Source organism: Gemmatimonadaceae bacterium, assembly GCA_037721215.1.
Taxonomy (GTDB): Bacteria; Gemmatimonadota; Gemmatimonadetes; order Gemmatimonadales; family Gemmatimonadaceae; genus UBA4720.
In genome coordinates, this window is the sequence record JBBJNV010000004.1 from 124760 (window position 1) to 138419 (window position 13660).

Here is a 13660-nt window from a genome sequence, read left to right on the forward strand (position 1 = left end):
CCTTCATGCGCGGGAAGCGTAGCCGAGGAGGCGGACACCTTCCACCAGCCTCGATACTTCATCCATGGTTGTGTAGATGGCCGCGCCCGCGCGGACGAGCCCTTCAGTTGAGAGCCCCAATCGCTCGACGACAGTAGCAGCATAAAAATCGCCGTTCGAAACGAAGACACCCCGATCGGCGAGCTTGCGCGCAGCTTCCCGGGAACTCATGCCTTCGATAGTGAACGCAACTGTCGGCGTGCGCGGCATTTCTGGAGGCGGCCCGTAGAGGCGAACTCCCTCGACTGCTGAGAGACCTTCCCACATTGCCGAGATCTGCTCCATGCCCCGAGCGTGCAGCTCGGCATATGTCGCCTTGAGACGCCCGCGCCTGCTCGTTCCCGATGAGCTCAATGATGCAAAGAAGTCGATGGCGGCCGCGGCCGCGACAATTCCCTCGTGATTGAGAGTACCGGTTTCACATCTTTCCGGCCCGGTGTCATGCGCTGGACGCAGCCTGGGGATGTCGATCGATTCCAGCAGTTCGGTCCTGCCGTAAAGAATACCAACGTGCGGACCGTAGAACTTGTACGCGGAGCATGCAAGGAAATCGCATTGCAGCTCCCGCACGTCGGGTAGAAAGTGAGGCGCGAAGTGAACCGCGTCGACAAAAACCAGCGCGCCCATTTCGTGAGCCATCCTGGTGGCGCGGGCAACATCGTTCACCGTTCCGAGCGCATTCGACGCGGCTCCAATCGCGACGAGCTTCGTTTTCCGGCTCAGCAGCCGTTCGAATTCGTCCCAGTCGAGCTGCCCTGTCTCGGCAATCATCCCTACGGTTTGCACGGTGACACCCCGCTCACGGGCCAACTCGCGCCACGGGTCGACGTTGGCATGATGGTCGAGCTCGGTGACGATGACCTCGTTTCCCTCGGAAAGCCTGCGGCCGAGCGCCCTCGAGACATGGAAGGTGAGCGTCGTCATGTTCGCGCCGAATACAATCTCGTTGGCCGAGGCATTCAGGAAGTCGGCGAAAGTCATGCGAGCTGATGCCAGCGCAGCGTCCGTTTCTGCGCTTGTGGGATACGCCCACTCAGTGTTGGCGTTGTGATGATAGAGATAGTCCACCATCGCATCGGCGACACTTCGGGGCACCTGGGTGCCGCCAGGTCCATCGAAGTAAGCGACCTGATTTCCGTTGTGGATGCGATCGAGCGCCGGGAATTGAGCGCGGATTTCGGCGACTGACGCGACTGGAGAAGTAAGATCGACGGCGGTTGTCATCATGCAGTTCCGTGGAAGGGATAGGACAGGTTTGTCGACAGCCGTGACATCAGTGATTCTTCAGTTCGTCGCTCCGCATCTTAACATCTCATCGCGGAAGTTGGTTCACCTGGCCGCGGTGAGAGTGCGGCGATCGAGGTAATCAGGTAGCGGGGAGATCGGATCCGATCGTGCCTGGTGTCCGTATTACGGAATCCGCCCTCGCTGAGTCGTTACCGTTCGTTCCCATATGAGAACGGTGACAAGGTCCTCGCCTCCCGCGCGAATCGGCGGGGTGGTGAGCGTGAGCCGGTCGCCGTCGAGCGAAAAGATTCGGAACTGATCGCGACCGATCCAGTTCGGGAACGATGCCCCTGCAATGTGGTGTGTCACAGTTCCGCGAGCGTGATCGGCGGCGTAGGTACCGTAGTACGCCAGGTATCCAACGAACGCCGCGCGCACCTCTGTTTCGGTGCCCATCGCGCGATCGCCGGAAGCAAACGCGGGGCGCGAGACATCCATGATGTGCGCCGATACGTTGCCAACGGCGTCGTAGATGAGTTGCCCCGCAACTACGCGCCCCATCGGATACCGAATCTGCCCGCCAGGCAGCCGTGATTCGAACGATACGAGGCGCCAGGTTCCGACCAGTGCGCGAGCGTCCGGTACTGCGGCTGAGTGTGTGATGACCAGCGCCGGCGCGCTTCCTGAAGCTGATGCGCAACCCGTTGAACAGATCACCAGGACGGCGGAGACAGCTAGCAGTTTCGGCACATGCAGAGAACGACGGATTGCGCTCACAGCGTGGTTACCCCGCGATACCGCATGACGACACTACAATCCGCGCTGGACGCCAAGTGTCAATTCGGCTGCGGAGACGGCGAGCCGTTCGTTTGCCCGCCGCGGTGCGCGTGCGGGCAGGGTCAACGATTTCAACGAACGAGCTTTACCTGTACGGTCATGGCAAGAGGCCAGCAATGGTGTGAAGGCGACGAGCAATAAAGCTGATCCAGTCTTCAGCTTTCGATGCCTTCCAGAAACGATTTAAAGAGATGACAATCCCTCAGGTGTTCAGAAGCCAAAGATATGACAGCGCGCGCAACGAGCAAACAGTAAACAACGGTTCAGTTTTTTCAGGCGCGTTTATGTTTTTCCACGCCATGACAGCCCAGTGAACTCACCCGTCGCTTGGCACGGCGAACTCGTTGGAGTGAGAGATGCGCTTGTGCTCTGACCGGAGGTCCTTTCCTCCGCAAAATGGCGCGAGCATGGAGTCCGTGGTGTCGAACCCATACAAGATGGTACGATCTTCCTCGATCTCGACATCGAGTGGCGTTATGGGACAACAACCGCCTCCGCCGACCGCATCGAAAAGCATGTGACCCTTGACTCGCCGCGCTCGCGCGTCTGGCGCACGCTCACCGACGTCGCCCAGTTCAACGCCTGGTTCGGCGTGTCGCTTACGACGCCATTCACCCCCCGGCGCGGAATTGAGCGGAAAGATCAGCATCCGCAATTATGATCATATGACGATGACGATCTGGATCGAGACAATCGAGCCGGAGCGGTCCTTCTCCTTCCGCTGGCACCCGTACGCCGTCGAGAACGACGTCGATTATTCGGCCGAGCCGCCGACGCTGGTGTCGTTCACGCTCGAGGATCTGGGCGAAAGCACGCGGCTCACTATCGTCGAGTCGGGCTTCGACGCGATCCCCGAGTCGCGCCGTGCGAAAGCGTTCAGCATGAACTCCAGCGGATGGGCCGGACAGGCCGGGAACATCCGGAAGTTCATCGGTGAAAAAACGGCGAAGCGAGATTCCGAGCGGTCAGCTAGGATCGCTCATCTCTCGCAGATGGCGTCGGACGGCCCGTGCTTCGACTCACACCCTGAAATGAAAGCGAAGCGCAGTGGAAGCATCACGATCGAGATCAGCGTGATGAACAGCGTGAAAACGCCATATCGCGGCTCCTTGTGCTCGAGCACGTGCCAGAGATACATACTGTAACCCATGACTGGATTCCGGTAATGGTCTCGAGCCAGCGGGGCAAGTTGAACTCTTCAAGTGAGATTCCCATGTCGAATGCCAGGGGTGTGACGCTGCTTTTCCTTCGAATCTCGCTCGGACTGCTGATGATTGTCTGGGGAGCCGACAAGCTGATGAACCCGGCGCACGGGATTGGAGTGGCGGAGAAATTCTACTTTGGTCTCATGAGTTCCGCGTCGCTCATGCCTGCTCTCGGCATCGCCGAAATTCTACTCGGCTTGATGGTCATCGCTGGTATTCTACGGCAATACGCGTACGTGATTCTCGCCATTGTCACCGGCATTACGCTCGTTGGGGTTTGGCGATCGGTCCTCGATCCGTGGGGCTGGTACCTTGGAAAGACCAACGCGCTTTTCTATCCGTCGCTGATTGTATTTGCCGGAGTGCTCGTGCTGATGGCGTTTCGGGATGAGGACAGACTGGTAATCGGAGGGCGTGGGTAGCGGTTCGGGAATCGCTGTCCGAAGGCACGAGTTGAGCCCGTGCCAATGAGCTTTCGCACCCCACCGCTAACTCCGCGATTGCGTAGTAGCGGCATTGGGTGCTTGCTTCCTGTCGGGAAAGCGAGTATTGAGGGATCGAGGTAAGGCCCATCCGAACCAGCGTCCGGAGCTGTTTTGCTATTGCGCCACTCCGTCGTATGCCCTCTTCAGATCGTCGACAGATGAGTGACAGCCACATCGGCGACGTCGACCAGCTCATCCCGGTCGTCTACGACCGGCTGCGAGCTCTCGCCCATCAGCGATTGGCCGCTGTCCCGGGCGAGCACTCGCTGAATACGACTGGCCTTGTTCACGAGGCCTACCTGCGCTTCGTGGAATCCTCAGGCGCCAAGTTCCAGAACCGTGATCACTTTCTCGCCATAGCCGCGCGGGTCATGCGGAACGTGCTTGTCGATCATGTGCGCGCGCGCGTTGCAGGCAAACGGGGCGGAGGCGCCGCGCTTCTTGAATTGGGCGAGGACGTGTCGATCACCGGCGTCGATCTGGATCGCGTGGAAGACCTCGACGAAGCGCTTAAACGGCTGGAGCAGCTCGATGAGCGCCAGGCCCGAATGATCGAGCAGCGTTACTTTGGCGGACTGTCGCTCGAGGAGATCGCCCGCACGATGGATCTGTCGCTGGCCACGGTAAAGCGGGACCTCAGGTCTGCACGGGCCTGGCTCACCATCGAGCTTGGCGAGACCGACCGTGAATGACGATCGTGAGTTGTGGCAGCGAGCTCGCCCGCTCTTCGATGAACTTGTAGAGCTTGATAACGGCGCGCGCCGCCCCCGGCTCGAGGCTCTAGGCGCGGAAGAACCAGCCCTTCGTAAGGCGGTGGAGCGCCTCCTGATGGCTGACCTTGGCTCGGAAGCCGCCCTGAGCGAATACCAGTTTGGTTCGCCGCGCAGTGCACCGCCAACGGTGACCGGCTTTCGCGATCCGCTGGGCGTCATAGGGCAGACGGTGTCGCACTTCCGGGTGATGGATTATCTGGCCGCCGGAGGAATGGGCGTCGTCTACACCGCCGAGGACCTGGAGCTGGGCCGCGCTGTGGCGCTGAAGTTTCCCCTGCCGAATCAGCACATCGATCGCAAGGTGAAAGAGCGCTTTATAAACGAAGCGCGCTCGGCTGCCGCCCTGGATCACCCGAACCTCTGCACCATTTACGAAATCGGGGAAAGCGATCACGGCGTGTTCCTCGCCATGCCGCTGTATCCTGGCGAGACACTTAAGGATTACCTCGCTCGTCAGGGCTCACTCCCGGCGGCTGAGGCGCTCGACATTATCACCCAGGTCGTGACGGGTCTCGCCTCCGCTCACTCGGCGGGGATTGTCCACCGCGATCTCAAGCCCGGGAACGTGATGCTGCTGCCGGGAGGTGCGGTAAAGGTCCTCGACTTCGGCCTTGCCAAGATACGGGACATCAGTCTCACCGGGTCACGTTCGACACTCGGAACGATCGCATACATGGCGCCTGAGCAGATTCGCACCGGCTTAGTGGACGCGCGGACGGACTTGTGGGCGATCGGGGTGATGCTGTACGAGATGCTCACCGGTGTCCTTCCGTTTCGCGGCGAACACGAGATCTCAATGCTGCACGCCATCCTTCACGACGAGCCGTCGTGCGCTTCATCAGTGAATGGAAGCCTTTCGTCGCCGTTCGATAATCTGATCGGTGCGCTGCTGCAGAAGGATCCCGAAGATCGTTACGAGTCTGCAGAAGCGCTGGTCGCGGATATCGTCGCGCTAAAGCGTGGTGAGGCGCTTGCCCATCGAACTCCGTTCTGGAATCGTAGCGCCCGGCGACGCAGTGCACGAAAGGCCATACTTCCAGTCGCTGCATTCGCCGCGCTCGCCGTGATCGGCGCGGTGAGTTGGAGTGCGTACCGTGGCGGCGGGACCGGAGATCGCTCGCCGACGGTCGCGCAGAGCGTGCCGGCGCTCAGGTTCGTAGGGAATACAGCGGTCATCAGCAATTCCGCCGAGCTCATCGCCGCGCTCGTTCCGGCGAATGCTGGCCGCCGCTTCCGCATTAGCGCCGGGACCTACGATATCGTCCAGCCGCTGACCGTTCCCGACAGCGTCAGCATCGAGGGAGAAGGCGTTATGAGCTTCGCTCCCGACGGACACCCGGTCGGTTTTTCGAATGCGCCCCGCACGACACTGAGGATGACGACCAGCGTCGGCGGCGATTTGCTGACGCTTGGAGACGGTGTGACTGTCCGCAATGTCGAGATCGTGGATGTGGCAGGACGTTCCGGTAATGTCGTGGCGGTGGGGTCGCGTCGTCCGGGCGACCGGGTGTCGGCGACAATCATCGAGTCGGTCATCGTCAATCCGAACCCGCTGACTATCGGGGCCGGCGGCGCGCTCGGCCGCGGCCTCTACATCACCACGCGCAATTTGAGTATGGGAGCGGATCCACCGCCTCACAACAGGGCGGCAGTCGCCGTTCGACTGCTCCGGTCGGTTATCCGGTCACCGGAAGGCGGAGGCGGACTCTTCGCGTTCAACTTCTCAGCCAACAGTAGAATCTCGCTGGAGATGAATCGCAATGTTATCGGGGGAAGCAACGAAGCGAACGGAGGCGTCAGCCGTCCGGACGCAGTGCACGATTCGCAGGTGCACATAGCATCGGAGAACAACATTTACCGCAACGAGTGGCAGGATCAGTGCGCTTCGGTCCTTCTGGGCTGGAATCTGACCGGCGGTTCGGGCGCTCCCATCCCGCTTAAACTGCCGGAGACGGCGAGAAACCGGCTTCGGTTGCGTTCTGTGAACGATCGAATCGAGGGCTTCACGACGGGTGTGCTTGCTACCGGCGGTCGGCGCTTCTTCGGTGCGGCCCTCAATGCTGCGCCCATCGGCAACCACATCGACCTGCAGCTTATCGGCACCACGTTCGTGACGCCGTTGTGTGCCTCGACCGGAAGAGGCGGCACTTCGACGGACCTGCCTGGCGAGTCATTGGCGCCAGGCAGGGACCTCAGGCTGATTGGCGGCTGGGTGAAAACTGACGTGCTCGCGGCTGGGGACGGCAATACTGTCCGCGCAGAGCTTCGCGGCGTGACTGGGAGCGGGAGGCGGTCCAACGTGTACGCAAACCTCGCGGCGGGTTTCGGACCGTTGCCCGCGCATCTTCGGGGAACCGGAAACCGGCTGGAGATAGTGGGTAATCCCAAGACTTTCGCGCGAACGAACCGCGGGATCAATCCAGCACCTGCAGCGGAGTTCTTCGTCGGTGAGCGCTGAGCATAATGACGATTCCGGGGCAGAGAGTGCCACACCTGCTCGTACGCATATGCGCTCGGCTGTTCCAGCCACTTGTCCGGCGCGTGAGCCGGTTAGACACACAAATCCGAGTATATGGGTGAACCCTCACGAACGGAGAAGATCCCATGCGACCCGTACGCCCCGTATCACAAGACCCCGCACGCATTTCCCGCATTTCCCTGGTGCTCGCGATGACGCTGCTGGCGCTTGGCGCCACAGCCTGTGCTACCGACACGCCGAATCCGACAGCGCCGGACATCGTAACGAGCGGACTCGTCAATGCAAACGACCACGACGCGATCGTTGTCAGCAACTCTGCCGAGCTCATCGCTGCTCTGGCACCGGAAAATGCCGGTCGCCGCATCCGCGTCCTCGCGGGCAATTACAGCATCACCCAGCCGCTCACCGTGCCCGACGGGGTTACGCTGGAAGGCGAGGGCATCATGCTCTTCGACGACGCCGGACTGCCAACCGGCTTTGCAACGGGCACGGGCACGACTCTCACAATGACCGCGAACACGCCGGGAACCGTGCTGACGCTCGGTGATCATGTCACCGTTCGGCGGATCGCGATCGTGGACATAGCTGGCCGCGCCGGCAATGTAATCGGCGTGTTTTCGCGCGCCCCGGGCGACCGCATTTTTGCGGCGGTCGAGGAAGTGGAGATCATCAATCCGAACAGCCACACCATATTGCCCTCCGGCGCGACCGGGTGCGGCCTGTACGTGTTGACACTGAATCCGAACCTCGGAAGCGATCCGCCGCCTCACGCAGGCGCTGCGATCACCACGCGGCTGACCCGGTCAATCATCCGATCCAATCCAACAGGCATAGCCTGCGGCTTGTTCGCCTTCAACTTCGCGCCGGTTGCCAAGGTGACGGTTCTGGCGGCGGGCAATGTCATCGGCGGCGGGATCATTGCGAGTGGGGGCGTCAGCCGTCCAGACGCCGTCCAGGGCTCCGTAACCGATATCCGGTCGCGTCACAACCTCTATCGTAACGACAGTCCCAATCTCTGCGCACCGCAGCGGCTCGGCTGGAATGCCCAGGGCGGTTCGGGCGCGCCGATCCCTGTGCCGATAGGCGAGACGCGGAACAACACGCTTCGCATCTACTCTCTAGCTGATCGCATCGAAGGCTTTACGACTGGTGTCAGCGCGTTCGGCGGCAGGCGATTCTTCGGACCGGCGACATCAGGCCCGACCACAGGCAATAGCGTCGATCTGAAACTCATTGGCACGACGATCTCAACTCCTTCGTGCGGCGGGGCAGCGCCTGTTGCTGACCTGCGGCTTGTCGGAGCCATGTCGACGGGTGCTTTCGCTCCCGGCGACAGCAACACCGTACGCGCGGTGATCCACAACGTGACTGGCAGCGGCTTGCGGTCGAATGTATACGCGGATGTCCTTGGCCCCACCGGACCTGTGTCGCCCGCGTTGCAAGGAACCGGGAACCGGCTCGAGATCACGGGGAGTCTGCAGGCTTTCGTACAAACGAACCGGGCAATCGATCCGGCTCCAGGACCTGCGTTCTTTGCAAATCAGCACTAAAGTGACAACAGCATCGATCCTCGCAAATAAAGCGTGGATTGCTACCGCGGCGCTCGTCCTGGTGACGGGCGTCGCGGAGCAGGTTCCCGCTCAGGCACCGGCGGTAATTACCGGTACCGTAACGAACACGGTCACCGGTGGTCCTGTGACAAATGCGACCGTGCGCGTCGTCGCGGGCAGGCGATTCTCGGCCACTGGCGGCGACGGTAGATATCGTCTGGTGGTGGATGCGGGGCAAGCCGAGCTACGCATCACTGCCGTGGGATTCGCGCCTGTCTCTCAGACGGTGTCGTTCGCTTCCGGCGTATCTCGCGTTTTGGACTTTGCTCTTCAACCCAGCGCTGTGCCCCTGGACGATGTCGTCGCGTTAGGCACGCGCGCGCTGGAGCGAACGGCCGCCGGATCTGCGGTCCCAGTCGACGTGATCTCCGCTCAGTTGCTGGAAAACACCGGTCTGAACGAAACATGGCAGCAGCTGCAACGCGTGGTTCCGTCCGTGAACGTCCCGCACATCCCGATTGGCGACAACCATATGCGGCCGGTGACGCTGCGTGGACTGGCACCGCATCACGTGCTCGTGCTGGTGAACGGAAAGCGCCGGCATCCCGCCTCGGTCCTGCTATCCGGGCCGTCGGTTCCTTCTACAGGGCTGACGGATCTGAACGCCATTCCTTCAAGCGCTATCGAACGAATAGAGGTGCTGCGCGATGGCGCGGCGGCGCAGTACGGTTCCGATGCGATTGGCGGTGTTGTGAACGTCATACTGAAATCCGGACAGCGCCGCGACTTGCAGACTTCGATTGGAAGTGTTTACAGCTCCGAAGGGGGCCGTGACTTTCAGGACGGACGGCTGTTCGAGGCCAGCACGACGCTTGGCTTCGTGTCTGGCAGGGGTGGTCATCTCACGCTGACTGGTGAATTGCGCAATAGAAGCGGGACGAATCGCGCATATCCGGACAGGCGGCAGCAATACTTCACTGGCGATCCACGAAACGCGGAACCGCCGCGAATCTCCAGCTATCTCGGTAACGGCACAGTAGACGCACTGAGTTTCTTTCTGTTCGGAGTGGCGCCCGTTACGCGTGGAATAGAAGCATACATGTTCGGAGGAGCGGCGGACCGGCACGCCGTCTCGCCAGACGCGTTCTTCAGACGGCCACTCGATTCCCGGACTGTGCGCGCCATTCAACCGGAAGGGTTTCTCCCCGAGATCGGCAGCCAGATCAGAGATCTGTCCCTGGCGAGTGGGATGCGCGGGTCACTGCGCGGCTGGCGGTGGGACCTGAGCTCCGCCTGGGGCGGGAACGCCACTGATTACCGGGTGCAAAACAGCAACAACGCGTCACTAGGGGCTGCGAGCCCGACCGAGTTCTGTGCAGGAAAGGTTGCTGCGCAGCAGTGGACGAGCAACCTGGACGTCGTACGCAACCTGAAGATTGGCTCCTTCCCGCTTTCAATGGCCGGCGGGGCGGAATTCCGTGTCGAGACGTATCAGATCAGGGCAGGTGAGCCAGACTCCTGGCGCGACGGAAGCGCGCGCATTCCCGATGGCCCGCAGGCCGGGCAGCGTGCACCGGTCGGTGCGCAGGGCATGTTCGGTTTCAGACCTCTCGATGAGGTATCCGCGCGACGCAGCAGCTCAGCATTGTATCTGGAAACGGAAGGGCGTTTCGCTCAGCGTCTGTTACTGCAGTCCGCTGTGCGCGCCGAACACTACAGTGACTTCGGTTCGACGTCGGACGGGAAAGTTGCCGCGCGCATTCAGCTGCTGCGTGGACTCGCGCTCCGCGGGTCCGTGAGCACGGGCTTCCGCGCACCTTCGCTCACGCAGCAACACATCTCCAGCACCCGAACTGTATTCCAGCTGGTGAACGGCGTGAACACCGTACTGGCGGTTCGCACATTCCCTGTAAATTCGCCGGAGGCGCAGCTCATTGGAGCGACACCGCTGCGTCCCGAAACGGCCTTGAACCGGAGCGCGGGTGTCGTGCTCGATTTGCCGCGGTTCCCCCGGATCACCGCCGACCTTTACCGGGTCACCATAAATGATCGTATCGGTCTGCGAGGCTCAGTAACGGACACTTCGCTCATCCGTCTCTTCGAGCAGAATGGACTGCGCGGCATCGGTGGCGGCAACTACTTCAGTAATGCAACGGATACGCGAACGCAGGGTGTCGACATCGTAGCAAGCCATGCATTGCTGTTCAACCGATCGCATGTGCTGCGGCTCTTGGGCGGGTACAACAATACGCGAACTGTGGTTACTGACTTCGCGCCGTTGCCTCCTCAGCTTGCTCGATTTCGATCCGTGCTTTTGAGCAGGGTCAGTGGAGGACCAGTCGAGAACGGGCAGCCGCGGCAAACCATCGCGCTGACCGTGAACTACAGCGCCAGCCCGCTGAGCTTCAACCTCCACAATCAGCGCTCGGGACCTACGGCTCAACTGGACCTGAACAACCCGGATGCGGATCAGATAGTGGGTCCGAAATGGATTACGGACGCTCGTCTTTCCTACCAGCTGCGTCCCCGGCTCCAGGTGGCGCTCAGTGGAGCGAACCTGTTCGACGTCTACCCTGACGAGTGGAACGACTTCAAGGACGGCCTGAATGCACAGGGCATCTCGATGCAGGGAATCTTCCGCCACCCGGGAGGCCTGTCCGCTTTCGGGATGAACGGGCGCACGCTTTACCTGCGGCTGGCGTACCATTAGGCGGTGTTGACGCGAGCCAGGAGGCTCGAGTGGACGAGTCGATCGGCGGCCTTTCGGACGTGGAGTTAAGGACGCCACGTCTCCCCACCGAACCTGCAAAGAAAGGTCTTCGCCCGGTCGAATGGGTGAATTTGGGGGCTAAGCCCAGTCAGTGGCGCGTTGTGCGTTTCCTGTGACACCGTTGCCCGTTCATCCGTAACCCCTATCGACTGGATCAGATTCGGGGGCGTGGGCGCTTCGGCTTTGATCCGAAATCGTTGGGTTGGGCTGCTATGCCACGGCGACAGCAATTTGCCTCATGCAGGATTATGGCCGGCTCCGCGTTTAGACCAAAGCGCACGCGCGCATACTGAACATTCGCCGCGAAACCCATCGGTTCCCGCGAACCGGCTACGCGTCGCTCAAGTCCCAGATGATCCGTGCGGCCGAATCCATCGCATTCAACATCGTCGAGGGCTGCGCAGGCTGCCCCGTAAATCGGCGAACCACGCATGATGATGAGCCGATTGGTGCCGATTTTCCGAGTACTGGGTGAGCGGATTTCCGAGAATGGCATACAAAGTCCCCGGGAGCAACATGAAGCGCATTGTGTGGCGGGCAGCAACCGCGGTCGCGCTGAGATTTGTCGCGATTGTACGAAACACCTACCTCGCGGCCGCCTGCTTTGGCGTCGCTGCAATCCTGACAGTGGGCTGCAGTGAGGCCTCTGGCCCCGCGGAGACTGCTAAAACCAGAACGATTCGAGTGGACTTTGCGACGACGGGCGTTGCCGCCGACCTCGATCAAGATGGCTATACCGTCAGCATCGACGGCGGCGAAGGCCGCGCTGCCTCCGGCAACATCCCGGTGCTGTTTCCCAACGTGTCACCGGGCGAGCATCTGGTGCAGCTCGATGGCCTGGCGCCAAACTGCTCAGTCGATGGAACCAACCCGCGCGCGGTAAGTGTCACCGGCGGCGACCCTACGGCTCCAATTATTGTGTCGTTCTCTATTACCTGTATGCCGCCGACGGGGAGCATCCGCATATCGACCGTTACATCGGGTGCTTATCCGGATTCGGACGGTTATCGCGTGATTGTCCCATACGTCCCACCTATCAAACTCCCGGCAAATGGCACGGAAACGATCGCGGGAGTCAGGGTCGGTCAACATGAGGTGTTTATCAGCGATGTGTCCGCCAACTGTACCGTCGACCAGCCCAATCCACGGGTCACGGTTGCGAAGGGTCAGACGGCCGACGTGACGTTCACAATCAGGTGCGTTGCAGAGGGGAGTTTGCAGGTAACGACAACCACTACCGGGGTCGAGCTCGATTCGAACGGATATGGAATTGAAATTAGGCGTCAGAATCCAAACGTTTCCAGGAGCATGTCATTTCCTGCCAACGGGACCGTAACAATCGGCCGTCTGCTCCCCGGTGACTACCTGCTCACGCTTTACGATGTAGTGCCGAATTGCGACCCTGTTATGCCGAACCCGCGTGCCGTTACCGTCGGCGCGGGAAGTCCGACTTCGATTGTCGTAGACGTTCGGTGCTCAGCTCCCGCACAGCTTGCGTTCGTGAAAGTTGTCACCGGCAACAATCGCGAGATCTGGCTGATCAACTCCAATGGCACCGGCGAGAGGCAACTAACGTTCGAGCCTTCGTCGGAAGTGGATCCAGCATGGTCGCCGGACGGAAACAGAATTGCTTTCGCCAGCGACCGTGACGGCAACCGCGAAGTTTACGTGATGAACGCGGACGGCTCGGCCCAGGTCCGACTCACCAGCAGTGCTATGGGGGACTATCATCCAGCGTGGTCGCCCGACGGCCGGAGGATTGCCTTCGTCAGCGAGCGCAACGGCAATGCCGAGATCTATGTGATGAATGCCGACGGTACGAATCCTCTGCGTCTCACGAGCGACAGCGCGACCGACGATGACCCTGCGTGGTCGCCCGATGGACGCCGAATCGCGTTCCGAAGTGGCAGGACGGGGGGAGGGGATATCTATGTGATGAATGCGGACGGCTCGGAGCAGAGCCGCCTCACCACGAACACGGTTCCGGACGCTCACCCGTCATGGTCGCCAGACGGAACAAGGATCGCATTCTCTGGCGGCGTATCATCGACTTCGCGCGACATATTCGTAATAAACGCTGACGGTTCCGGGTCAACGCGACTCATGCTGCAATACCTTGAACCCGAAGACCCGATGTGGTCCCCGGATGGGCGCAAGATCGCGATCACCGAGTACGATTACTACGACGACGTTGCTCGGATTCGAATTGTTACGGTGAACGGTATCGCGCATTCCGCGACAATCCCGCCAGTGATCACTAGCGTCTCCCAGCCGGCATGGCGGCCGTGAAGACGC

The 13660-nt window shown here is 60.9% G+C and carries 10 protein-coding genes; 7 read left to right on the top strand and 3 right to left on the bottom strand.

Going from position 1 to position 13660, the window contains the following annotated elements:
* Positions 1-3 precede the first annotated feature (3 nt).
* The 3 genes from WKF55_03220 to WKF55_03230 all read right to left on the bottom strand — a co-directional run bounded on the left by WKF55_03220 (position 4) and on the right by WKF55_03230 (position 2752).
* Positions 4-1266: a cysteine desulfurase-like protein gene (locus WKF55_03220; GenBank protein ID MEJ7758587.1), complete on the bottom strand. Its 1263-nt coding sequence runs from the start codon at positions 1264-1266 to the stop codon at positions 4-6.
* A gap of 183 nt (positions 1267-1449) precedes the next feature.
* Complete coding sequence (locus WKF55_03225) at positions 1450-2043, bottom strand: lipocalin-like domain-containing protein (GenBank protein MEJ7758588.1); 594 nt, start codon at positions 2041-2043, stop codon at positions 1450-1452.
* A gap of 376 nt (positions 2044-2419) precedes the next feature.
* On the bottom strand, positions 2420-2752 hold the full coding sequence (locus WKF55_03230) for a hypothetical protein (protein MEJ7758589.1): 333 nt from the start codon (positions 2750-2752) through the stop codon (positions 2420-2422).
* A 22-nt stretch (positions 2753-2774) separates the two neighbouring features.
* On the opposite strand from WKF55_03230, the gene WKF55_03235 reads away from it, so the two are divergent.
* The 7 genes from WKF55_03235 (at position 2775) to WKF55_03265 (ending at position 13654) form a co-directional block, all read left to right on the top strand.
* Entirely contained in the window at positions 2775-3248 is a 474-nt protein-coding gene (locus WKF55_03235; protein MEJ7758590.1) for an SRPBCC family protein, read from the top strand.
* A gap of 68 nt (positions 3249-3316) precedes the next feature.
* The gene (locus WKF55_03240) at positions 3317-3730 is read left to right on the top strand and encodes a DoxX family protein (protein ID MEJ7758591.1); all 414 of its coding nucleotides are present in this window, start codon (positions 3317-3319) and stop codon (positions 3728-3730) included.
* Positions 3731-3951: 221 nt separating this feature from the next.
* Positions 3952-4485 carry an ECF-type sigma factor gene (locus tag WKF55_03245; protein ID MEJ7758592.1) on the top strand — a complete coding sequence of 178 codons (534 nt, stop codon included), beginning with the start codon at positions 3952-3954 and terminating at the stop codon, positions 4483-4485.
* The gene (locus WKF55_03250; GenBank protein ID MEJ7758593.1) at positions 4478-7024 is read left to right on the top strand and encodes a serine/threonine-protein kinase; all 2547 of its coding nucleotides are present in this window, start codon (positions 4478-4480) and stop codon (positions 7022-7024) included. The genes WKF55_03245 and WKF55_03250 overlap by 8 nt, the downstream gene beginning before the upstream one ends.
* Before the next feature lie 146 nt (positions 7025-7170).
* Positions 7171-8595, top strand: a complete 1425-nt coding sequence (locus WKF55_03255) for a hypothetical protein (protein ID MEJ7758594.1) — start codon at positions 7171-7173, stop codon at positions 8593-8595.
* A gap of 1 nt (position 8596) precedes the next feature.
* The gene (locus tag WKF55_03260) at positions 8597-11305 is read left to right on the top strand and encodes a TonB-dependent receptor (GenBank protein MEJ7758595.1); all 2709 of its coding nucleotides are present in this window, start codon (positions 8597-8599) and stop codon (positions 11303-11305) included.
* 549 nt (positions 11306-11854) lie between these two features.
* Positions 11855-13654: a hypothetical protein gene (locus WKF55_03265; GenBank protein ID MEJ7758596.1), complete on the top strand. Its 1800-nt coding sequence runs from the start codon at positions 11855-11857 to the stop codon at positions 13652-13654.
* Positions 13655-13660: the final 6 nt, after the last annotated feature.